This is a genomic window from Alteromonas sp. M12 (assembly GCF_037478005.1).
Lineage (GTDB): Bacteria > Pseudomonadota > Gammaproteobacteria > Enterobacterales > Alteromonadaceae > Aliiglaciecola > Aliiglaciecola lipolytica_A.
The window spans coordinates 2,955,870-2,980,161 of record NZ_CP144164.1 but is presented as its reverse complement, the minus strand read 5'-3'; the positions used below and the strand labels follow the sequence as shown (position 1 = coordinate 2,980,161).

Sequence of the window (24,292 nt, the reverse complement as noted above, 5' to 3'; positions counted from 1 at the left end):
GCTGCATAAAGGTTTATTAGCCTGTTTGGTTGCGTTTATTCAGGTTTTTCGTCTATGCCCACTATGGCCAACGCCACAGCTTCGGCTACGCGAATACCATCAATTCCGGCCGACCAAATGCCGCCAGCATAACCTGCTCCTTCGCCAGCGGGATACAAGCCTGCTACGTTGACACTTTGGTAATCTTTACCGCGTTTAATACAAATCGGTGAAGAGGTGCGGGTTTCAACGCCAGTGAGTAAACCATCCGCTTTGGCAAATCCTTTGATCTGACGATTGAACGCTGGAATGGCTTCGCGAATGGATTCGGTTACGAAATCAGGTACCACTTTGGATAAATCAGTTAGGGTGATACCTGGGGTATATGAAGGTTTTACATCACCTAATTCTGCACTGGCTTTACCTGCTAGGAAGTCTCCAATTAATTGCGCCGGTGCGTGATAGTTTTCACCTCCAACTGCAAAGGCCAGATCTTCTAAACTACGTTGTAATTCGATACCTGCCAAAGGATGACCTGGATAATCTTGTTCTGGGGTAATGCCAACGACTATGGCACTGTTGGCGTTACGTTCGTGGCGAGAATATTGGCTCATGCCATTGGTAACGACTCTTCCTGGTTCTGATGCTGCCGCGACTACCGTGCCGCCTGGACACATACAAAAACTATAGACGGTGCGTCCATTTTTACAGTGGTGGACTAGTTTGTAGTCAGCTGCACCCAAAATAGGGTTGCCGGCATTGTCGCCGAAGCGACATTTGTCGATCATGCTTTGTTCGTGTTCGATTCGAAAGCCTACTGAAAATGGCTTAGCTTCAATATACACGCCTTGCTCATACAGTGCGGTGAAGGTGTCCCTTGCACTGTGACCCACTGCTAATATTACGTGTTTGCAGCTAAGGTAATCCCCATCAGCTAAATGTAAGCCTTTTATTTTATAGCCGTCATTTTGCGGTTCTAAATCGAGTTTTTCTACTCTTGTACTGAAGCGAAATTCACCCCCTAAAGATATGATTTTTTCACGCATTTTTTCGACCATATTGACCAATTTAAAGGTCCCAATATGGGGTTTACTTACGTACATGATTTCTTCAGGTGCGCCTGCAGCGACAAATTCATGTAGCACTTTGCGCCCGTAATGTTTGCGATCCTTTACCTGACTATAAAGTTTGCCATCGGAAAATGTACCAGCACCACCTTCACCAAATTGCACATTTGATTCAGGATTAAGCGGTTTTTTACGCCAAAAACCAAAGGTGTCTTTGGTCCGTTCTCGAACTTCTTTGCCCCGTTCCAATATTATCGGCTTAAACCCCATTTGGGCCAAAATTAATGCGGCAAATAAACCACATGGTCCTAGTCCAACCACTACTGGTCGCTCGGTTAATTCATTTGGTGCTTGGGTGACAAATTTATATTGCATGTCAGGCGTGATGCGAACTTGTGGATCCCGCTCAAACTGTTCGAGCAGTTCAGATTGGTTTTTGACTTCCACATCAAGGGTGTAAATGAGTTGAATGTCTCTATTATTGCGAGCGTCATAGCCTCGTTTGAACATATTGAAGGATATTAACTGGCTTGGGGTGATTTTGAGTTTGCTAAGTATTGCTTGCTCAATAGCCTGTTCTTGATGATTTAGGGGTAATTTAATATCCGTCAAACGTAACATAATACACACTCTTTAAACGCCGGACAGCCTTTCTGTCAGGGCGCGATATTTTAAATCAGCTAGTCTGTGATAGATAGCCCTGTTAAATTCTATTTAGGTTGAAAACATCTGGTTATTGTTAACCACAACAAAATTTCAAAGAAACTTGTGTTTTTATCGTGCTTCTTTAAACTTGTCGGCATATTTTCAGCCTAACCAAAATAGCTTTCAATGACCTTTGTAGTGACCGACAATTGCATTAAATGTAAATATACCGACTGTGTTGCCGTATGCCCTGTAGATGCGTTTTTTGAAGGGCCTAATTTTTTGGCGATCGATCCAGTAATTTGCATAGACTGTGCGTTATGTGTCCCAGAGTGTCCGGCAGATGCGATTTTTCAAGATACCGAACTGCCAGCCGATCAACTCCAGTACTTAGCGCTAAATGAACAATTGAGCCAAGAATGGCCGAATATCACTGAACTAAAAGCCCCTCCAGAAGATGCCGACAAATGGAACGGTGTTGTCGACAAGTTGCCGTTGTTAGAGCGATAGTCATTATTTAGATCTTGCGTTAGCCTTTGAATCCTTTTGCGACTATGTACACTTCGCGAGAGCGTGGGCGAGAGGCATCAGGTTTACGGATCACCACTTTATTAAAAGAACTACGAACGTCTTTCAAATATTCTTCATAGCCAACACCTTGAAACACTTTTGCACAAAAACTGCCGCCAGGCTTTAATACATTGCGGGCCATATCTAGTGCTAACTCGACAAGGTACATTGAGCTGTATTGGTCAGTGGCATTGACACCACTGATGTTCGGCGCCATGTCAGACACCACCACATCAACTTGTTCGTTGTCTAAGGTTGCCACAATTTGATCGTAAACCGCTTCTTCGGTGAAATCACCTTGGATAAAAGTTACATCCAATATCGAATCCATTGGCAAAATATCTGAGGCTATCACTCGGCCTTTTTTACCTACTAGGGGAGCGACTATTTGTGACCAACCACCAGGAGTTGAACCTAGATCCATGACAATACTACCGGGGCGAATTAACTTATCTTTTTCATTAATTTCGATAAGTTTATAACTAGCACGGGAACGATATCCGTCAATTTGTGCTTTTTTTACGTAGGGATCGTTAACGTGTTCGTCCAGCCATTTTTTACTGGTTTTAGAGCGTGCCATAAAGTGAGTCTGCTATTTTTGATGGTTTAAACGGCGCTTATTGTAAGCTGGCACGGCAAATTTGCAAATTACCTAGGCGAAAATAGCGTTTTTAACGGTAATTTATTTGCTTTAACTTGTTTTCCCTGACTTGATTTGAGCAAAGCGTTACAATTATCAACCTTGAGTATTTATTATTTCGTTTAGCCAATCTACAGACTAGGATTTTACATGACCGAACTTGCAGTATTTAACTTGTGCCATGCTGCACCAATTTATAAAGGCAAGTTAATATGAAATTTGATGATGTAAAAAAGCTCCACCAAAAGAAATATCGTTCGCAGTTTGGTTTTTACCTTGTGGAAGGTGAACATCTGGTTTTAGAGCTTCAAAAAGCAGAACATGGATTAGATGATATTACCTTGTATGTCACTGAAGAATATCAAGATTGGGGCAAACGATTTACTCATCAATGTGCTTTAGTTGTGTTGAATAAAAAGCAAATGGCACAGCTCAGTGACACCAAAACCCCGCAGGGCATTATTGCTTGTGTGCCATTGCCAAAGGCCGCTAAATTGCAGCAAGCGAACCTGCAGGGTGAACGCTGTATCTATCTTCATGAAGTACAAGATCCCGGTAACTTAGGAACCATTTTACGAACCTTAGCTTGGTTTGGTGGTTTTCGCTTATTGCTCAGTCCCAACAGTGTCGATCCGTTTAACTCCAAAGTGGTAAGGGCCAGTATGGGCGCGATATTTCATGTGCCCATTGAGTTGGAGGTTGAATTGGTTGATCTACAAACACGCTTTAAGCGCTTTGCCTATTTAGATATGCAAGGCAAACAAATTCAAAGTACAGATTTTACCAAATACCAGTGTTATTTGTTTGGCAACGAAGCGCGTGGCGTGCCTACTAATGCCTTATCGGCCTGTGATGCCGACGCCTTTACTATTGCTGGAAGTGGAAAAATTGATTCACTTAATTTAGCCAGTGCAGTGAATATTTGCGTGTATCAGTTGTCGAGCTAAGTAATTTTCAGTTATTAGCACGATTAAAGTGATGTTATTCGATACGTGGAAATGCTGCTTTAACCATAGTGATAAGCGATTAAAGTGATGGGCAATCGCTTGTCTTAAGTAAAACACTATAGATTAGCTAAAATCTATGTTTAGTGGTCACTCTAAATTCAACACTGTTTACATTCGGATCTGAACTAATCGGCTTAATAACATCAATATGAATTACCCGTGCTTCACTGGTACGGGTGGAATAAAATCGAGCTCCAAGGCCAACGGATGTCATTAATGACGATTGCTTTTCTGATGACTCTGATTGGTCAAATACTTTACCGGAATCTATAAATGCAGCGCCACCTAACTCCAATAATTTGTAGATATTAATCTGCGGATAATAGCGGGCCTCAGCGGTAAATTGTGTGCTCTTTGTGGCGTGCTGATATTGCAATGGGTAACCTCGTACACCAGTTTCACCACCTAAAACCACAGGTGAGTCTAAATATTGATTGTCACTTATTACATTGGCATTTTTAAAATATGCCCCCCAATGCTGATTGAACTTGTAGAAATACTCAGCACTGGTTTTGAGTAGGACTCTGTCTTGTTGTTGCGAATTGTTGTATTGCTCGCCTTCAAGTGAGACATCAAAATACACTAACGCATTTTCAGATAGTTCGATTCCTTTAGATAAGTTGGATTGCCAGATTAGGCTAGGGGCGTTATCTCTATCTGAAAAATCAGTACCGATACTAGCACTGACATGCCAGCCTAAATTGTAATCTTCGATATGGTTGATTAAGTGCAGATTGGTTAATTTCCTAAAATCTTTCTGCAAATACTCGATGGAAACAAAGGGATAATTAAACTCTCTGTCGTTGGGCAAAAGGTTAGTCTCGTTGAGTGCATTTTTGATTAAATCTGAAAAACGATGTGATTCCCGCGTGTAACCGACACCAAAGCGTAACGTATCTGTGGATGAATTTGTTTGCAGCCATTGCCACGCAATAGTGGAGAATCTTTGTTCATGGCTAAAGCGGTTAGATTGCTGGCCCAATTCGAATTGTGTGTCTATTTGACTGAAATTATCAAACCCTATTTGATATGCATATTGGGTATCGAAACTCACAAATTGCTTATTAATAAATGCAGCCTTTGAGCTGCCATCATCGTTGCTCGTTAGCGTGATAGAGGCATTAATATTGTTTTTTAGATAAAGGGGGAATTGGGTATCAAGTCTATAACCCGTGCGCTGTTCATTACTGAAATATTCTATTTCTGCACCTATTCCCAAACCAAGCAAATTACGATCTCTTATACCAATAGCAAACTTATTTTTACCGCCTTTACGACTGAAATCTATGGTTGGCAACAACGTCCAGTTGTCCCAAGTTTCTACCGAAACTAAATTATTCTCATCATATTTTACTTTCGCGTCTCTTATGTATTTTTGATTGCGTAGATGTCGTTCCAGTTCGAGTAAATCATCGTAGTTAACCTCACATTTTTTGAGGAAAAAAGCAGCTTCATTTTCGAGAGTATCTTGCTTGGTTTTGATATGTAGAAAGTTGGCCCAATCGTGTATGAAAATACTGTCATCATCTTCTAAGTTGAATATATCGTTGGGTTTAAAGTGAACCTTGTCAGTTTGACTACACTCCTTTTCTTGCTGAGCGAGCAGCTTAGACGGCAAAAATAAAGTCGCGCAAATTATAATAAAAACAGTGAAAAGGTTTAAGTTCATACAACCACCAATAAATGTATGTATGAACTTTATATTGTTAACCTTAAGAACGGCTTAACAAAAAACCTTTAAAACTCTTAAGTTTACATTTTACGAGAGCTTTTTCATTTTTCTGAGCTCGCCGCGGCACAGTCAGCAAAAGTCTAAATAGGTTAAACAGCTTGTAAAACTACAATTTAAAGCGATTAACTACAGTATGCACTTTATCACTGAGGGCTTTTAGCGCCTGACTAGCTTGGTTTAAGGTGGCTGCCGTTGTGACAGATTGTTCTGAGGCATCGTTTAAATCATTAAGTCGCAAGTTAATGGCTTGCGCGGCTTGAGTTTGTTGCTCTGTCGCTTGGGCTATCTGGCTGTTCATTTGCGACATTTGGCCCATTAATCTTGCAACTTCTTGCAGTGTTTCATTCGCTTCGTTTATGTTTCCTACCGTTTTTTGAGAAGTGTCTTGGCTGGTTTTTACTGCTTCCACTGCGGCTTTAGCATCGCTTTGTAATTTCTCAATCATGGTTTGAATTTCGTCAGTACTATGTCCGGTGCGGCTGGCTAAGGTACGGACTTCATCGGCAACGACAGCAAATCCTCGGCCTTGCTCTCCTGCGCGAGCCGCTTCGATCGCCGCGTTTAATGCTAACAGGTTGGTTTGTTCTGCAATCGCTCGTATCACATCGAGTACGCTACCAATGTTTTCGCTTTGTTTGGCCAGTTGAGATACAACCGAATTAACCTGATCGATGTTACTGGTTAATGATTGAATATCCTCTACGGTGCGATTCACCGCTACGGCTCCCGATTGGGCATTGGTTTTAGCATCAGTTGTGGTGTTTTCAGCATTCAATGCACTGCTACTAACTTCGCTAATTTGTTTCGTCATTTGATCAATAGCATCTGCTACTTGTAAGGTGGCGTCACTTTGCTGTTGGGCAAAGGTGTTACTGCTTTGACTAACACTGGCAACCGAATTGGATTGTTCTATTAACTCTTCAACGATTGTGCGCACTTGCAGAAGAGATTCTCGTATTTTGGAGGTAAATTGATTAAAAAACTGGTTTAGCTGGGTTATTTCATCATTTCCTTTTACCGGCAATTGACGGGTCAAGTCTCCCTCACCTTGAGCAATGTCACGCATTCGTTCACTTGCTTCTTGAATCGGCGCAGTAATACTCCTGCTAATTAACCAAGTAGCGCCAAGAATAACAAGCAATCCGATAAAAGCTTCGAGGATATATGAATTACGCAGTTTGGCGTAAAAGGCGTCAAGTTTATCTAAGTAAATTCCCGAGCCTATAGTCCATCCCCACGGCCGGAATTCTTTGACGTAGGATATTTTCGAGGTTGGTTCTTCCTCACCTGGTAGTGGCCAAATATAGGTCACAAAACCACTGCCTTGTTTTTTGACTAATTGCGACATTTCTCGGAAAAACGTCTTCCCATTGGCGTCAGTGCTGTTGTATAGAGACTCTCCATTTAACGCCGGTTTGAAGGGATGCATAATCATATTGGGGGTTGCATCTTGTAACCAAAAATAATTATTGTCGTCGTATCTAAGCTCACTCACAGTTGCAATCGCCATTGATTTTGCATCGTCTTCACTGAGTTGTTGGGTACTGGCTAATTGATGGAAGTGTTCAATTACGCTGTATGCGACATCCACAACGCTTTTGTTTTCTTTGTAGGCTTGTTGTTCCAGTGCTTCATAATGATGGTTCAACACACTGAAGCTCAGAAGTACCAGTACGAGCACCATTAAAATGACAATAAAACTTAATCGGTATATCAATGAAAAATTGCGTAAAAATATCATTGCTAATTCCTCGACTATTGCAGCCCAACTTTTAGGCGACGCTTGCTGCCGCGTTATGCTTTTTCTTTCAGTCTAGTCTATTTTTGTTGATTCAAAACTTAATCACTTAAAATAGTCTTTAATTGCTGACAAATCATAACCTTTTGAGGAACATAGTTGTTGTAACTGTTGGAAGCTGGCCTGTTGTTTTTGACTCAACGCCCAAAGGTGCACTGCACGAGTGCCACTTCTGCAAAAACAATGTACTAAGCCCTTATGTTGTTCAAGCAAGCGTTTAAATAACGCAATTTGTTGATTTGAGTAAATACCCGATTTAACCGGAATATGCTGATACTCAATTCGAAGTGAACGACATATCTGTTGCCATTGGTGACTATTTATTTGAGTGGCAGACTCATTATCGGGGCGAACATTAATTAGCATGGTTAAGCCATTTTCAACTAACTGTGAGAGTAATTCATTATCGAGCTCACCAGATATTGAAAAGTGGTCGTTTAGGTTGATGATAGGCATGGCAAATCCTGGTTTAAACGTTGGTCATAAAGGTGTAGGCCGATAGCGCAATTAGCCCAGCACCGAATAGGCGCTTTATCACCAATTGGGGAAGTTTATCTGCGATTCGCAACCCGACTAATATTCCGCCTATTGCACAACTGCTGACCAGCGAGATTAACGGCCAATTTAAGCTGATATCAGCATTTTGAAATACTTTTAAGTACTGGGAAAAGCCACTAATACTCTGCATTACAATAATGACTAAACTGGTACCCACTGCCTGCTTGATGGGAATTTTGGCAATAAACATAAGTGCCGGCACTATCAGGAAACCACCACCTACACCAATTAAGCCGGCTAAGCAGCCCACCAACAAGCTCGCAGGAATTAGCCAAAACCCTGATTGCGGACTGGTTGTTTGGGTGAGGTTAGGGGCGAGCGGTTTGAGCATAAAAAAACTCGCTAAAAGCATTATTACTGCAAAAGTAAGCAGTTGTAATTTTGCGCTGACAAACTGCGCTAAATAAGCGCCTCCATATGCCGCAAACATACTAGGAATGCCAAAATACAATACCAATTTGTAGATGATATTACCTTTTAGATAGTGGGATATAGTGCCAACTAACGCCACTATTCCTACAATAAGTAGAGATTCTGCAATGGCTAACTTTTCAGGTTCTTTGGCAATAAAAATCAGTAAGGGTAAGGTCAATATACTGCCACCGGAGCCCAGTAGCCCAAGACTCAATCCCATAGCAATTGCACCTAACCAAATCATTGGATCGTTCATGGTTTAAGCCAATTTTGTGGTTAACGGAATTTTGAGATACGCAACACCGTTATCCTCGCTATCTGGCAGCAGTCCAGCGCGAATATTAAGTTGAATTGATGGCAGCAGAAGTCTTGGCGCGGCTAATGTTTTGTCACGTTGATTGCGCATATTGACAAAATCCTCTTCAGTGGTGCCATTTTTTACATGGATATTGTTGCGTTTTTGCTGAAATACCGTGGTTTCCCACGCATATTCGTCACGACCTTCGGCTTTATAATCATGAGCGACAAAAATACGGGTTTCGTCAGGTAGTGAAAGTATTTTCTGGATGGACTGGTACAAGGCTTTGGCACTGCCATTGGGGAAGTCTGCTCGCGCGGTACCATAGTCGGGCATAAACAGTGTGTCACCAACAAACACAGTGTCTTCAATCAAGTAGCTAATGCAGGCAGGTGTATGACCTGGGGTATTCATTATTTGAATGTTTAGATGGCCTAAATTGATCATTTCACCGTCACTAAAAAGGTGATCAAATTGACTCCCGTCACAAGCAAAGTCTGGTTGTAAATTAAAGATTTTTTTAAAGGTCGATTGGACTTTGCGTATATGCTCGCCTATGCCGATTTCGCCACCACGTTTTTCCTTAATATATTGAGACGCAGTAATATGATCAGCGTGAGCATGAGTTTCCAGTATCCATTCCAAGGATAAATTATTGTCATCTAAATACTTGATCACTTTATCGGCACTGGTGGAGGAAAGCGTGCCGGAATTTGGATCGAAATCTAATACTGGGTCAATAATCGCGGATAGGTTACATGTTTTGTCAGTTACCACATATGTGACAGTATTGGTTGTTTCATCCAAAAATGGTTGAATGATGAGTTTATTCATAATGAATGGCACCTTCTTTGTTTAATTCCGAATGCAATGGAGGATCAAGAGATATTTGCTGATCGATTTTCAGTTGACGTGGAATAATATGAGAGGCAACCAACACGATTTTATGTTGGGCCAATGTGTTGAGTTGGCGGCAGGCAATTTCAATATTGGTTTCATCTAAGGCTTCAAATGGTTCGTCAATCAAAATTAAATTTGCTTTACTTAATAGTGCTCGAGCCAAGCCCAAACGTTTTTTCTCACCGCCAGAAAAACGTCTACCGTTTTCTCCAATCCATTGATTAATATCGCTCATGTAGCCCAAACCAACATCATTCAGGGCTTCAATTAAACATCTATCGGACGCCTCTGGATTGGCAATAAGTAAATTACTTTTTAAGGTATCTGATAAACAAAATGGAAATTGTTCTATGTATAAGCTGTCATTAAGTAACCCTTCAGGCATATCGCTATGGTTGATCAAACGTTTACCTTGGTTGGGGATAAGGCCTGCGACAGCCTGTAAAAAACGACTTTTCCCAGAGCCAGAGCTTCCCACCAGTAAGCTCAAACTTGCTATGTTGAATGTGCCAAACACTTCCGGCATTACTGTATTTTGAGCTTTAAAGTTCGAAACTTCGACATTCTTAACATGGGGATTAAGTCGCGAAATTGGCACTGACTCTTTTACTAGTTGAGCAATGTTGTTATTGGCAACCTGATAACTTGCCAGCTTGTTTTGAGATTCGATTGAGCGACCCAACCAATCATTTACACTCAGTAACGCCATAGGAATAATCACAAACAAACTGTTTCCTAAGTGAGTACTAGCGTGACTTACTAAAATAAAACACAAGGTTGAGATACTGGTTATAGAGGTCAACAAAGCAGCTAATCTTGTGTGTTGTTGGATTCGGTTTTGTATTTTTCTAATGCTATTTAGTTGTGGTGGTTGCAGTTGATTTTGCATATGCCAGATAGGCGCACTTTCAATATGCTGAATTAAGCGTAATTGCGTCGCTTTTTGATATTTGGCTAAGCGCTTAGCGTTGTGCAAAGTTGTGAGTACTAAAGTGGCGTAAATGAGACTAAATACGCTAAAGAAAACGATTAATGGCCAACTTAATGTCGGTGTGAATACAACAGCACAAAACATAAGTGCGCTGATGGATAATAACACACCTGCATTTTGCCCCACCCAAGCAATCCAAATAGAAGCCACTTCTTCACTTTGATAAGCAAGTGCGTTTAAGGATACATCTCTTGCCGTGATATTATTGTCGGCGAGGGACTTGAACACCGATAAACGAATGTCTGCCAAAGAGCCAAGCAAGTGCTGATGGCCAAACAACATACTGAAATAGCCAGACGCAATCCGCAATATAGCAAGGGCGCGGATGATGACAGCCGGTAACATGTAATTGAAGCCTATGCCAGCAATGGCTGAGGCGGCAATAAACCAAGAAGACACCAGTAAAATAGTGAATCCCACCAGAAAGTGCACTATGGCCAGAAACAAACTGACGGCTAATAGCTTTTTATGCTTCATTTGGGATCCTCAATACACCATTTTCAAGTTGCCAATGTTGTGTAAACCAGTGATCTGGAATGGACTTGTGTGATGCCCAAATTACAGTCTTGTGTTGCAAGCGTTGACGCAGCAGTAAACTTAGGATTCTATGCTGTTCCTGAGTCAGGTGAGCAGTGGGTTCGTCGAGAAAAACCACTTCGGGGTTAATCAGTAAGATGCGCGCAAGGGCTAAACGCTGGGCTTCACCGCCGGAAAGTGGAGGGTAGTCACCTAAAGGTGTATCTAATTGCTGTTCAAGTTTGATCGCCCAGTCATTCAGTTCTACGTCGACTAACACCTCCCAAAGCATGTGATCGGCGAAATCGCGCCCTAGGGTGAGGTTATATCTCAGCGTATTATCTAGCACTACGGTATCTTGAGTTAACAAGTAACTTAGCGCAGGGAATTGATGTGAAGCTTCCCTAAAACCCATCAATGCCTCTAGCAAAACGGTTTTGCCTGCGCCGGATTGACCCTCGAGAAATATCCATTCACTGGGCTGGATGGAAATCTTTTTTGCGCAAATATTTGGTTGTTTAACTTGAAAATTAAGCCAATCAATTCCGCTGAAGTTTTGTTGGATGACGTTAGGTTTAACCTCTTGATATATCTCTGCAAACCTTTCCGCACTCGCTTCGGCTTTGGATTTTTGGTGGTAATATCGGCCTAATGTTTTTAATTCGGCAAATAATAACGGTGCAACCAGTAACATAAACAGACCAGTGTGTAGATTCATTGACGGTCCAAATTCAAATTCACCAATTAGACTGAAACCGATAAATACGGCCACCAGTGCAATTGATAAGGTCGAGAAAAAATCTAGAACCGTGGTAGACAAAAAAGCCACAGATACCACTTTCATGGTTTTTGAATTTACAATATTGCTGGCATGACTTAAGCGCATCTGTTGCTCATGATGCTGATTAGCGCTGGTAATCAGCGGCAAGGCTTTTAATCTATCTGAGAACATCGCGCCTAAACGTTCTAAAGCGATAAAATGTTTACGATGCAGTGCCGCAGCGCCTTTGCCGACGATAATCATAAACAAAGGAACCACTGGCATACAAAGCAGTAGAGAAACTGCTACCACGTAATTGATGGGGGCGATCACCATTAAGATAACCAGTGGCGTTATCCCGGCCATCCATTTTTGGACACAGTACTGACTGACGTAATTTCCTACATCAGCAATGTGATCAAAGATTAATTGTTGCCAATAAGCCGACGAGTATCGGCGTATTAATGCAGTTTGTTGTTGTTGCCAAATTGCATGGATATCCGATTCAATTTGGCTTTCAATTTTATTTTTGCAGATAGCCGATAAGCTATCTGCAACGTATACACTGACCAACCAAATACATGATGCGACCGCTAAGTATAAAACCTTGCGCCCATCAAATGCTTGTTGCTCAACAACAATCGACATCATCATTTCGGCAAATAACCAGAATGTGAAGATTTGAGCAATAAACTGTATTAGCCTGACCAAAAACACCTTCATTTGCGGCACACGAAAATCCATGCTTTGCCGCTTTAACCATTGTATAGCTTGAGGTGTTATTTGATTTTCCATTATGATTCGTCCGTACGATCCATATCTTCTGTTGACTCAAGCCACATGGCGTTAATGATGCCAAATGAGCAAGCCAATAAAACGCCTAAAATCCACGTGAAATACCACATAATCTTTTTCCTTTTACATTAATAAATTGCGTGTGACTTACTTAAGTCCGCTTGTTTTACTCGACCTCTCATGACCCAAAAACCATATGCGGTGTAAAACAGCACTATAGGTACAAAAACACAGGCCACAATAAACATAGTTTGCAGGGTTAAAAATGAAGACGTTGCGTCCCACACAGTCAAACTTGCATCAGGCATGATGCTGCTTGGTAGTAGAAACGGAAACATCGAAAACCCAGCGGTTAAAATGATGCCAGCAATACTTAAGCCACTTGCAGTAAACGCCCAACCACTTTTTCCTTTACTTGAAAACAAGGCAGAGGCGAGTGCTGCAACGATACCTAGAACAGGAGCGACTACCATCCATGGATAAATGCTGTAGTTTTGCAACCATGCACCACTAACAACCGATACGGTTTTATGTAATGGATTACTCGTAGCGGCAACATCTATGGTTGAGGTGATTTGATAACCATCGACTCCCAGGGCTAAATAAACACCTGCTAAAGCGAAAAGCGCCGCACTTGTACAAGCCAATATCACCGCAACAGAGCGCGCTCGTTGATACAGGTCACCATCAGACTTAAGTTGTAACCAAGTTGCGCCATGATTTAGCAGCATGGCAACCGAAACTAGGCCAGTAAGCAAAGCAAAAGGGGTGAGTAAACCAAAGAATGAGCCTGTATAGGTTGATTTCAACGTCTCATCTAACTCAAATGGGATACCCAGTAGCAAATTACCAAATGCCACACCAAATATTAGGGCAGGGATGAATCCGCCAGCAAATAGTGCCCAATCCCACATCATTCGCCACTTTTTATTGGTTAGTTTGCTGCGATAGTCAAACCCAAGTGGACGCATCCAAAGTGCGATTAAGGTTAAGGCTAACGCTAAGTATAGACCGGAAAAAGCAGTCGCATAAATCATTGGCCAAGCCGCAAAAATGGCACCACCGGCAGTGATAAACCATACTTGGTTTCCATCCCAATGGGGACCAATTGTGTTGATCATAACTCGTCGTTCTTGATCGGTTTTGCCAATCAGCGTTAACAATGCGCCTACGCCTAAATCAAAACCGTCGGTAACAGCAAAGCCTATGAGTAATACACCAATTAACACCCACCAGATAACGCGCAGCGTTTCATAGTCAATCATGAGTTTGCTCCTTGAGGTTGTTCATTATTCAGTAATTGAGCGGCTTCTTCTAATTCACGCTCGGCGTCAGCGAAGGTCTCGCTAGGTCCTTTTTTGGCGTACTTTTGCATGAGATAGAAGGCTGCAATAAACATAATTGCGTAGAAAAATGTGTAGGCAATTATTGTAATGACGACATCAGTCACAGATAAATTTGATACCGATGCATGTACGGGTAGTATTTCTGCAATCGACCAAGGTTGACGGCCATATTCTGCTACAAACCATCCGGCTTCAGAGGCAATCCAAGGAAGCGGCAGGCTGTAAAGTGCAAATTTCAACAACCAACGAGGCTTGGTAATCTGATGCTTAGTGGAATAGTAAAACGCAAGGGCGAACAGCACTAACATCGCAAACCCAGATGCAACCATCAGCCTGAAACTCCAAAATAACGGCGCAACTTTAGGGATGCTGTAGTCTACTGCTTGTTGAATAGCTTGTTCTGACGGGTTGCTGACATCTTCGGTAAATGGTTGCAACAACATGGCAAAGCCTAAATTGTCTTTATGTTGTTCAAAATCAGCGCGCTCATTGACAGTCGCTTCTCCATTCCTGACTTTATCTAGTAAGTCGTAGGCTATAATTCCAGATAAAATTCGTTCTCTGTGACGCTCTTTATGCTCTTTTAATCCGACCACTTCTTCGTCTAGAGAACGAGTGGCAATAATACCCATGGCATAGGGAATTTGAATTGCATAATCGACTGTTTGGGTCTCATCGTTGGGTATCCCAAATAGGGTAAATGCCGCTGGAGCAGGTTGTGTCTCATATTCTGCTTCTACTGCCGCTAATTTTACCTTTTGAACATCACCCAATTCGTAGCCACTTTCATCACCCAATATAATGACCGAAATCACCGAGGCCAAACCAAAACTGGCGGCAATGGCAAAAGAACGTCTAGCAAAAGCAACGTCTTTATTTTTCAGTAGATAATATGACGAAATCGCTAATACAAAAATAGCGCCTGTGACGTATCCTGCAGAAACGGTATGTACAAATTTAACCTGTGCAACGGGGTTGAAAATTACCTCTGCAAAACTGGTCATTTCCATCCGCATGGATTCAAAGTTGAATTCAGCTCCTACTGGAAACTGCATCCAACCATTTGCAATTAAAATCCAAAGTGCTGAGAAGTTAGAGCCAATTGCAACCAGCCAAGTAGTCATTAAGTGTTTTACCTTGGTCATTTTGTCCCAACCAAAGAAAAACAAACCAACGAATGTAGACTCTAAAAAGAACGCCATGAGCCCTTCAATTGCCAAAGGTGCGCCGAAAATATCACCGACATAATGGGAATAATAAGACCAGTTCATACCGAACTGAAATTCCATGGTTAAGCCTGTGGCAACGCCAATGGCAAAGTTGATCCCAAACAACTTACCCCAAAACTTGGTCATTTGTTTGTAGATTTCTTTGCCAGTCAAAACATAAACTGATTCCATTATGGCAAGCATAAAGCTCAGCCCTAAGGTTAATGGAACAAATATGAAATGAAACATGACGGTAGAGGCAAATTGCCAACGAGATAACTCGATAAGAGTCTCGTTCATACTGTTTCTCCTAGTGATTAAAAATGTGTTTGCGCATAAAGAGTTAGCGAAATTTATTATATTCCGAAGATTTCTAACTCGGAGTTGATCTTAATCAACAGAATTGCATTCAACGTGCCAAATTTTGAAATTCATGTAACCATATGAAATTATGAGGGTTTTATTTTTACCATGGCTCTATAGAGGGGGGTGGTTGTCACTTATGACAGAGGTTCTGTCATAAGTGACAATATGTGATTTAATCACAAGTAGATTATTGACCTATAGGCGCTGTGACACTAAAAGCACCGCGAATATCCTTTAAAGAGAAGTTGATTGCTGTGTCTTGTGGGTAGTGCTGGTTAATTTTGTTGGATAATTCAGGTGAAATATTTGTGCCGTGGCAGGCGATACATAGCTGGCCAGTAGGAATCGCTTTCATCATCCTAAATTGACCGTTTACGGTATCGCTGAATACTAATTTATCTATCGGTTTTCCATTTTGAGCTTGTTGTTCAAACTCAAGTAATACAGGCTTTTGCCATTCATTTGGCAGATTAAGAGGGTTACGAGTTTTTAAGCTAGTGCGACTTAATTGCCAGCCATCAGTGGATAGTTCAGCAGCTATTTTCGGTGCTTCATTCTGACAAACTTCCACTGCATTTTCAAAACCGCCAGTAGCAATTGCGTCCAATAATGCACTTTTGAGTTGCTTTCCAAATTGCGCCATTTTTTCCTTGGCGATTTGTTTATACGCTGCATTATCTTGTTGATTTTCAACTTTATTGTTGGCCAATGGTATATTTGATTTTGTTATTTCATTTGCATTGGCTAGCGTCATATATAACCCAAAACCGGATATGATCGATAAGCTAACTGTCGTTGAATATATTGCCAAAATCTTGTTCATAATTATTCCTACTCTAAACGTTCTATTCCAAGTGCTTTTAACACATACTTTTCGTAAACAGGCTCACTGGTGCCGGTGCGCATTTTGCGCATAAAATACTTTTCAAATGCGATTTTGGCTAAATGCACCCATTTGCCCTTTTTAAACCAAGCGACATTGCGGGGAGGAATTTGCGGCATTGCCACAAATGCTGCCCCAGTATTTCCCATGTCGGCTAGGCAAATTGCGTGCATAGTACCTTTGGTTTGCGGTGGTTGATTGTCAATAATGAGAGCTTTTAGATTGTGCGCAATAGCTGTCATCATTGTTTCTATCATGTAACCGGTTTTAGGCGTCCCTGTGGGCACTGGTGTTGTCTCAACTGGTGGAATAGCAACACAAACACCGCCCGAAAAAATAGTTGGATAAGTTGGATTACGATGGAATTCATCGGTAACAACAAATCCCTTTGGATTGCACAAGCCGTCAACATTTGCGACTGCATCCACGCCACTAAAAGGCGGTATTAACATGGCGTGATGAAAAGGCAGCTGATGTTCAAATTCCACTTCTCCTTTACGGTTTAATTCGGATACATGCATCATATTTTCACAGACTTCATCTACAGTACCATTGCATGTCCATTTTATATCTCGAGATCTGAGTTCCGACTCCAACATGGATTTGGAATCTCCAACGCCACCTAATCCCATGTGTCCGATGTAGGGTTCACTGGTAACAAAATGGATTGGAACTTTATGGCGGATTTTGGCATCGCGAAGAGCTTTATCTAATATAAACGCATATTCGTAAGCTGGCCCAAAACAACTTGCGCCTTGAAACGCACCAACCACAACTGGACCGGGGTTTTTCAGCAGTTTTTCGAAATCTAGATAACATTGTTTGGCATGATCTAAGGTACATATGGATTGGGTATAATAATCTGGGCCAGCTCCTTTAATATTACTAAACGCGAGTTTTGGACCTGTAGCGATTATCAAATAATCGTAACTTATGCTTTCATTTTCATGGGTTAAAATAACCTTGTTTGCGGCATCAATTTTGTCCACTTTTGCACAAATGAACTCTATGCCTTTTTTGTTCAGATATTTTTCAATCGGCATTGTTATGGCGTCAGGTTCCCGCCAGCCAACTGCTACCCAAGGGTTCGATGGCACAAAACGGAACTCTGGTCGTTCATTGACGACAACGACTTGATGTTCTTTACCGAGTATTTCCTTTGTTTCATAAGCCGCTGGCATGCCACCGGTTCCTGCACCTAAGATCACTACTTTAGCCATTTTAGTTCCTCACTTATCTTATCGTTGTTAATAGTTACGATATGTGAACATTATGTAAGCAAGAGGCGTGCTATAAATTCAAAAAATTTAACATGTTGAAAAGTATGCAGTTTATTAAGTATTGATGAACTAGCTTAGATAAACCTTGATTCCTTTGTCATTTTTGTCACAGAATGAGTCAATATTGACTTACTGGCGAGCTATCTGGATATGAATATTGGTGTAGTGCAATCGATGATCGATGCCATGGAAAAACCGGCAATTTTTATCGATCTTGAATATCGTATTTTAGCGGTAAATTCCGCCTATCGAGATACTTACGAAAATGAAGTCATTGTTGGTAAAAGCAGTTGTTTTGAAATTTCTCACGGTAATTCATCTCCTTGCGATAAACACGGCGAAGACTGTCCTATGGAGCAATGTAAAAAAACCAATAGAACCAGCAGTGTCATTCACATTCACGATACGCCTTATGGTAAAACCTATTGCGATATTTTGATGAAACCGATTAAAGATGAAAATGGTATAACCACAGGTTTTCTAGAAGTGCTTGAGCGCATAAGGTTTGCCTCTAATGAGTCTAATGCACAGCTGATGATAGGTGCATCAGAGCCGTTTAAAACCATGTTGAATAAAATTAACCGCTCTGCTAAGGCCGATATCGCGGTATTACTGCATGGTGAAACCGGCACAGGAAAAGAGCTAGTTGCTAAAGCGGTTCACGAGTCGAGCGCTCGGGCACAAAAGCCTTTCGTTATAATTGAATGTACTGGCCTTAATGAAAACTTATTCGAATCTGAATTATTTGGTCATGAAAAGGGGGCTTTTACTGGTGCAACCCATGCCAAAAAGGGACTGATAGAAATGGCCAATGGTGGTACCGTTTTTTTTGATGAAATCGCCGATGTGCCATTAGCAATGCAAGTGAAATTGTTACGTCTTCTTGAAACCCATTGTTATCGAACCGTTGGCGGAATTAAGCAGAAAAAGGCAGATTTTAGGCTGATTTGTGCAAGCCATAAAAACCTGCTTGATTTGGTAGCGTCAGGCGAGTTTAGGAAAGATTTGTATTATCGCATTGCTGGCTTTCCAATAATGTTGCCGTCTTTAGCTCAGCGACGCTCTGATATCCCGATTTTGGCAGAACACTTTTTAAAACAATCTGAGATGCATCGCAAAAAGTTTAGTGAAAAAGCGCTGCTTGCGCTGTGTCAATATGATTTCCCCGGTAATATTCGTGAACTAAGAAGTATTGTTGAACATTCAGCATTGCTCGCAAATGAAGATATTATTGAAGTGGAGGACTTGCCGGAACTCGTGATTAACACCGGTGGTTTTGAAGCCAAAGAAGTGAATCAAATTATTTCCTTGGACGATATGGAAAAACAATATCTATCGCAATTGTGTTTTGCAAGCACTTTACCGGTAGATGAACTGGCTCAGAAATTGGGCGTCAGCCCTCGAACGTTTTACCGTAAACTTCAGAGATATGGCTTAAAATACGAGGGCGTCTGACTTGAGATAGTGCGCTTAAATCTCGCCTCAGACTGATATAAGATTTTGATATTTAATAATAAAGTATACGATTCATTGACCGTTAGCTAATTCCTTTTCAGTTTTGAAACCAAATACTTTGCGAATAACAAAGGTTGCAGGACAAAGGCCAGTAAAACTTTGTTGAAACAAGTTGGCACCAATGAACACCGTAAACCATACAAAGTTTGGATGAACCCAAACGGTTAATGCAACGGATACTAACACCATAAAACCAGCAAATGCGGTTAACGCTCTTTCTGCAGACATAAACATCCTCTTTTCTATCGGATAGCCATAGTTAATAAAAGTATCTGAAACTAGCATAAAGGTTACTAGCATCTTCGAATTGATTGTAAAAGGTGTATTGCTCTTCACCGTAAAATAGATTCATTCCAGCAGACAGTCGCCACTCATCTACAGGGCTGTAATCGGCACGCAGTTTCAAAAATCCGTCTTGATCACTGGTAGAGTAAAAGTTAAATGCATTAATGGTTAAGGTTTGCTGCATTAACCGGTACACCAGTTGCTGCGTAACGACGATACGACTGCGGTTAGGATCATATTGTGGCGTAAGTGAATTTAAACGCAGTGCTGAATAATCATGAGTGCGCTCCATATACCACTGTAAACTCCCCGATAAATCTTTTATTAGTTCTTGTTCATAACCAATTAACACTCTACTTTGATCGTTAGGGATCAATGCTTCAGTACCCTGGCTATCATCACCAGAGGCATAATAGGCGACTTCAGCTTTGATTAAACCTGCAAAAGCAGGGCTGACTACACTGGCGCCATAAACGTTGAGTTTAGCAAAATAAGGCTGGCCTTCTGCCGTTTGACTGCTAGGCGATTTATGAAATCCATGGTAACCGTATACAGCAATTTCAGATGATCCTAAGGTTTTGTAATAACGCAGTGCATATTCTGGCGACTCCGGTCGGTAGGGTGGGCTCACGTCAAAACCAGGCGCAATGTTTTTAGCAAATTGTGGTGAGAAAAAGGAAAAATAATCGCCGTTAATATAGTTGTCAGGTGCAAATTCAGGGGTAATAACCAAGTCGATATTACCCCAATCAAAAAATCCAGATAACTTTGCAGATAGGGAAGGGGCCTTAAGATAATCATCATTACGACCTGCAAAAAATGATTGATAATCTTTTGGGAAAAGGTCATTTAGAAATAAATAATCTCCCGTTCCCCAGGTCAGCACTTGTTGACCTAATTTCAGATCAAAATATTTTCCCCATTCGCCTAAGGAGTCCAATCTTCCTTGCCAAGCAAACTCCCTAATATCTACTTTTACCTCATCGAGTATACCGTCATAATATAAGTCGCTAGTAATAGTTACGCTAGAATGGCTGAGCAGTTTTTCCCATTGTACTTGTAAACGAATATCTCTGAGGGTTTTGGCTTGATCAATTTCAGGATCAGAGGATATTCTGTTGCCAGCACTAAAGTCGACAAAGCCGGTAAATAGCGGCTTTGCCACTTCTTCTTCTGACCAATCGCCCATATCCCATTCATCTTCTGAAGTTTGCGCTACAGCATTGAATGTGAAGAGCATTACAGTTATGTATAAACCGCTGGCGAGGGATGAAATTTTTTTCATTAGTCTAGCCATTGACGTGGAGGCGTGCGTAAACTGCGTTCCGAAAATACATCGTCCGGAAGTCCTAAATCGTAACTGATATTTCTAAATTCCATTAATGTATAACCGCCGTTCATCAAATCACTTACTTTCGAGCGGACAACGGTAGGGAAACCTTGAATATCTTCGATTTTAATCGCTTCAACACGTCGGTAATTAACCCCATCTTCATTGAAAAAATCAATATTCACAGGTAGCTTTGATTGTTTATCGATACTGACTTGATAGTAGCTAAATTCAACGCTATTTGCTGACTTCGGGGTTGCTTTTAAGATGTAGTGTTCAGCGGTTTCATTCAGTAATTCAAAGTTATCCTCTGATACGGCACGGCCTGACACATCTTCATAGAAAAAATGCGATCCCACAAAGGACGTGCGTTTATCGCCAGCCGAAATGCGCTTAACCAAATCCAGCGCAGGTAAGTACAGCCAACGGTCATCGTCTATTGCAATATCTGCATGTTTTTCCACTCTAAATACAGTGTCTTTTACATCTGTTGGACGACTGAAAAATACCATCATCTGTTGATCACCATTGTCTTCAACATCTCGTCTGAGAATGGTGAATTGACGCATTTGTTTGCGTCCCTGAGAATCGACAATCATCATACGTGCATCTGAGCGACCGTCTTCTCCACTGTAATAAGCCACTTTTTCAGCGCTGCTAATTAATTCGGCAACATCAATAGCAGCAAGGGTCGGTAACGACATAAATAACGATAAAGTAAATAATGTAAATCTAGACATTCTAAAACTCCTAATCATCTAGTTTTTAAAAACCAATTGTTTTGCTAACGACATCACAGCGGGCAAGATAAGTAGCGTCACCAAGGCCGAAATTGCCATTATGCTAGCTAAAAATACTCCCACGGTGATATAGGGAACAAGTGGAGCAAAGAGCAAGGGGGTAAATCCTAGGGCGATAACTAACGCGTTACGAGTGATTGCGGTAGCCGGTTCTTGAAACATCAAGGCCAATGTTTGTTTCACATCCTTGGTTTGTTTAAATAAGGCGCGGGCCCTTTCTAAAAAGTGGATCGCAAAATCAACTGACAAACCAAGTGTTAATGCAGACAACACTGCGATTGGCATATCGTAATCTTTGCCAATAATACCAATCAATCCATAAATGAAGGTGATGGTAATTGTTAGCGGCAGCATCGCAAGCACACCATATACTAAGGATCTGAACAAAATTACCATCATCACAAATACAATAATAAATGCGCTTATTAAACTATCGAGCATGCCTGCAACCATATTTTCTTGCCAAATGACATTAATATAGGCTTTGCCTGCCCAGCCTAGTTCAATATTCGCTGGCAGTGGGTTGTTGGCTACATAATCGTCTACTAACTGGATTACCTCAGTCATATCTTGGTTATCGCCACTGCTTAATTGCAACCAAACCAGAGTTTGTTGGTAATCGGGCGTGACAAAATGCCACAAGTCATTAGGACGATGAGAAGATTGATATTGCATTAGGGTTTGCGCCACAGCTTGCGGTGAATTCGGGATCTGGTAATCCTTGGCTTCGCCAGATCTGAGTTCGCGATTCACCACTTTAGTCACATCGGCTAGGGAATTAGATTTACCGACCAAGCCTGATGCCTGCAAAGCTGTTTGTAAAGACTCTATGTAGGCAAGTAATTGCGGAGACTGAAAAGCTTTTGACTGGCTCAGGGCTTTCTCTGTCAGGTTTAACAAGTCGTTTAAAAATTGTTCTTCTTGTGAGCTTAAATCAGTAAACATCTTATCTTCTATTTCAATGATAAGTTGCTGATATTGTTCATTTAGCGGCTCATCTCTAAGCTTTTCTAAAGTTGCCTGTTGCCAATTGGTTAAGCTTGCGGGGAGATTTTTTGATAATAAGTTCTCTACAGGCACCAAAGATGAATGCTGACTTAGCACTATGTAGGCATCGTAAGTACCTGCAAAATTTTCGTTTAAGACTTTATCGGCTATGCGAATTTCATGATCAGGTTTGAACCATCGCACCGGGTTATCGTTTATTTGAATTTGGGTAATTCCCCACACGGAGATGGCGAACACCACTGAAAAACTCAATATCAATGCGCCTTTGAAGTTCATTGCAATCTTACCCAAAGCGCCTGCAAGTTTTGCAATTCTAGTACCGCCACTTTGCTGGCTATGCATCACATCCTGTAAACTTTGTAGCGACTTTTCACTCATTCTCGACAGATAAGCAGGCATAAAGGTAATGGTAATTAAAAACGCGAGTAGGATACCTGAACCTACAAAAGCACCAAATATTTGTACCGGAGGAATAGGAGTTAACATTAATGAATAGAACCCTACGGAAGAGGTTATTGAGGTGTACAGCATGGGCGTAAATAAATGTCCTACCACTTCCTCAATCGTGGCCTGAAGATCTTCTCCTGGTTTATGACGGTCACTGAATTCCGATAAAATATGTACTGAATCTACCACCGCAATCGGCATTAGAAAAATCGCAATCATGGATGACATGATATGAACAGTGAATCCCATTCCTATTAATGCCCCCATGGTAATAATGACGGTTGCCATCGCCACTATCATAGGCGCGATAATTAACGGAATATTGCGGAAGAAAATAAACAATAGAATGAATATAGTTAAGCCTGCTAGGGGCGCTGAAATTCCCATTTGCACAAACATCTCGAAACCAAATTGGTCTTCGGCAACAGGCAACCCAGTAATATACCACTGTGCGCTGCTATCACGTTTTTCGATTGCGCCGCGAATTTGTTCAGCAATATTAAAACTTTCGTTTTTATCTAAAATAGGTACGTAAATCGCAGCGGCTTTACCGTTGTTTGATGCCAAAGTGTCTTGTAACAAGGGCAGACGGGACAAGTTGTGTTGTATCTGTTGACTAACTGCAATGGTTTCCGGTGGGGTGGGCATCATCCATTCAAAACGAATCGCCCCTGTTCCTTCCTGACTGATATTGTCAACTGTTGAAATTGACATGACATCAGCGGAAACAACCCCGTCCAATGACATAATTGTCTTTGTAATGTCAAAAATGTCAGAAAGCACATCAGGCTTAAACACACCGTTTTCATCTTGTGTATTAACCACCCCAACAACTATTGCATCGTGCATACTAAATGTTTGCTTAATTTGATTATGAAACACTCGTGCAGGGTGCTCTGCATCCAGCATGTTTTCTGGATCTGTATCTATTTGAATTCGAGGGATCTGGGCCGCTAATAACACCACAAAAAGCAACAATATTGCATATACAGATTTAGGTTTGTGAGTGCATAAATGCACTAAATTATCGGCTATATTTTTCATGAAACCCAACAGATTTTTTATAATATGTATCAGTATAGCAATAAAAGTGCCATATCTAGTTTAGATAGCATTGATGCATATTGTTGAGACAGCTTTTCGTCGTTTGAAAA

The 24,292-nt window shown here is 41.3% G+C and carries 21 protein-coding genes; 3 read left to right on the top strand and 18 right to left on the bottom strand.

Annotation, left to right across the window (positions count from 1 at the left end; translation table 11 throughout):
* Positions 1-35 precede the first annotated feature (35 nt).
* Positions 36-1,667 carry an NAD(P)/FAD-dependent oxidoreductase gene (locus VUI23_RS12890; protein WP_303500612.1) on the bottom strand — a complete coding sequence of 544 codons (1,632 nt, stop codon included), beginning with the start codon at positions 1,665-1,667 and terminating at the stop codon, positions 36-38.
* Positions 1,668-1,877: 210 nt separating this feature from the next.
* On the opposite strand from VUI23_RS12890, the gene fdxA reads away from it, so the two are divergent.
* Positions 1,878-2,201, top strand: a complete 324-nt coding sequence (gene fdxA / locus VUI23_RS12885; protein ID WP_342804598.1) for a ferredoxin FdxA — start codon at positions 1,878-1,880, stop codon at positions 2,199-2,201.
* A 19-nt stretch (positions 2,202-2,220) separates the two neighbouring features.
* Here the strand turns inward: fdxA and rlmE are convergent, their stop codons facing one another.
* Complete coding sequence (gene rlmE / locus VUI23_RS12880) at positions 2,221-2,841, bottom strand: 23S rRNA (uridine(2552)-2'-O)-methyltransferase RlmE (protein ID WP_342804597.1); 621 nt, start codon at positions 2,839-2,841, stop codon at positions 2,221-2,223.
* A 272-nt stretch (positions 2,842-3,113) separates the two neighbouring features.
* Here rlmE and VUI23_RS12875 point away from each other — a divergent pair, with 272 nt between their 5' ends.
* Positions 3,114-3,848 (top strand): RNA methyltransferase, encoded by a 735-nt coding sequence (locus VUI23_RS12875; protein ID WP_342804596.1) that lies wholly within the window; start codon positions 3,114-3,116, stop codon positions 3,846-3,848.
* 127 nt (positions 3,849-3,975) lie between these two features.
* On the opposite strand, the gene VUI23_RS12870 is transcribed toward VUI23_RS12875, so the two are convergent.
* From VUI23_RS12870 to VUI23_RS12815, 12 genes are all read right to left on the bottom strand, one after another.
* Complete coding sequence (locus VUI23_RS12870; RefSeq protein ID WP_342804595.1) at positions 3,976-5,577, bottom strand: hypothetical protein; 1,602 nt, start codon at positions 5,575-5,577, stop codon at positions 3,976-3,978.
* Between the two features lie 169 nt (positions 5,578-5,746).
* A complete protein-coding gene (locus tag VUI23_RS12865; RefSeq protein WP_342804594.1) occupies positions 5,747-7,381 on the bottom strand; it encodes a methyl-accepting chemotaxis protein in 1,635 nt (544 codons plus the stop codon).
* 102 nt (positions 7,382-7,483) lie between these two features.
* Positions 7,484-7,894 carry a TIGR01244 family sulfur transferase gene (locus tag VUI23_RS12860; protein ID WP_342804593.1) on the bottom strand — a complete coding sequence of 137 codons (411 nt, stop codon included), beginning with the start codon at positions 7,892-7,894 and terminating at the stop codon, positions 7,484-7,486.
* A 13-nt stretch (positions 7,895-7,907) separates the two neighbouring features.
* A complete protein-coding gene (locus VUI23_RS12855) occupies positions 7,908-8,666 on the bottom strand; it encodes a sulfite exporter TauE/SafE family protein (RefSeq protein WP_252729097.1) in 759 nt (252 codons plus the stop codon).
* A 3-nt stretch (positions 8,667-8,669) separates the two neighbouring features.
* Positions 8,670-9,542 carry an MBL fold metallo-hydrolase gene (locus VUI23_RS12850; protein ID WP_216048400.1) on the bottom strand — a complete coding sequence of 291 codons (873 nt, stop codon included), beginning with the start codon at positions 9,540-9,542 and terminating at the stop codon, positions 8,670-8,672.
* On the bottom strand, positions 9,535-11,076 hold the full coding sequence (locus VUI23_RS12845) for an ATP-binding cassette domain-containing protein (RefSeq protein ID WP_342804592.1): 1,542 nt from the start codon (positions 11,074-11,076) through the stop codon (positions 9,535-9,537). The genes VUI23_RS12850 and VUI23_RS12845 overlap by 8 nt, the downstream gene beginning before the upstream one ends.
* Entirely contained in the window at positions 11,066-12,670 is a 1,605-nt protein-coding gene (locus VUI23_RS12840) for an ATP-binding cassette domain-containing protein (protein WP_303500623.1), read from the bottom strand. Before VUI23_RS12840 ends, VUI23_RS12845 begins: the two co-directional genes overlap by 11 nt.
* Complete coding sequence (cydX, locus tag VUI23_RS12835; protein ID WP_100643419.1) at positions 12,670-12,780, bottom strand: cytochrome bd-I oxidase subunit CydX; 111 nt, start codon at positions 12,778-12,780, stop codon at positions 12,670-12,672. The genes VUI23_RS12840 and cydX overlap by 1 nt, the downstream gene beginning before the upstream one ends.
* Before the next feature lie 18 nt (positions 12,781-12,798).
* Entirely contained in the window at positions 12,799-13,935 is a 1,137-nt protein-coding gene (gene cydB / locus VUI23_RS12830; RefSeq protein WP_303500625.1) for a cytochrome d ubiquinol oxidase subunit II, read from the bottom strand.
* Positions 13,932-15,524: a cytochrome ubiquinol oxidase subunit I gene (locus VUI23_RS12825; RefSeq protein ID WP_303500627.1), complete on the bottom strand. Its 1,593-nt coding sequence runs from the start codon at positions 15,522-15,524 to the stop codon at positions 13,932-13,934. Before VUI23_RS12825 ends, cydB begins: the two co-directional genes overlap by 4 nt.
* A 253-nt stretch (positions 15,525-15,777) precedes the next feature.
* Positions 15,778-16,413 (bottom strand): DUF3365 domain-containing protein, encoded by a 636-nt coding sequence (locus VUI23_RS12820; protein ID WP_342804591.1) that lies wholly within the window; start codon positions 16,411-16,413, stop codon positions 15,778-15,780.
* 8 nt (positions 16,414-16,421) lie between these two features.
* A complete protein-coding gene (locus VUI23_RS12815; RefSeq protein ID WP_342804590.1) occupies positions 16,422-17,693 on the bottom strand; it encodes an FAD-dependent oxidoreductase in 1,272 nt (423 codons plus the stop codon).
* A 210-nt stretch (positions 17,694-17,903) separates the two neighbouring features.
* Here VUI23_RS12815 and VUI23_RS12810 point away from each other — a divergent pair, with 210 nt between their 5' ends.
* Entirely contained in the window at positions 17,904-19,208 is a 1,305-nt protein-coding gene (locus VUI23_RS12810) for a sigma 54-interacting transcriptional regulator (protein WP_342804589.1), read from the top strand.
* Between the two features lie 72 nt (positions 19,209-19,280).
* Here the strand turns inward: VUI23_RS12810 and VUI23_RS12805 are convergent, their stop codons facing one another.
* From VUI23_RS12805 to VUI23_RS12790, 4 genes are read right to left on the bottom strand one after another with little or no spacing between them, the layout of a single operon-like run.
* Entirely contained in the window at positions 19,281-19,496 is a 216-nt protein-coding gene (locus VUI23_RS12805) for a DUF2892 domain-containing protein (protein ID WP_216048407.1), read from the bottom strand.
* Between the two features lie 31 nt (positions 19,497-19,527).
* Entirely contained in the window at positions 19,528-20,838 is a 1,311-nt protein-coding gene (locus VUI23_RS12800) for a hypothetical protein (RefSeq protein WP_342804588.1), read from the bottom strand.
* The gene (locus VUI23_RS12795) at positions 20,838-21,623 is read right to left on the bottom strand and encodes an outer membrane lipoprotein-sorting protein (RefSeq protein ID WP_342804587.1); all 786 of its coding nucleotides are present in this window, start codon (positions 21,621-21,623) and stop codon (positions 20,838-20,840) included. The genes VUI23_RS12800 and VUI23_RS12795 overlap by 1 nt, the downstream gene beginning before the upstream one ends.
* An 18-nt stretch (positions 21,624-21,641) precedes the next feature.
* The gene (locus VUI23_RS12790; protein WP_342804586.1) at positions 21,642-24,182 is read right to left on the bottom strand and encodes an MMPL family transporter; all 2,541 of its coding nucleotides are present in this window, start codon (positions 24,180-24,182) and stop codon (positions 21,642-21,644) included.
* Positions 24,183-24,292: the final 110 nt, after the last annotated feature.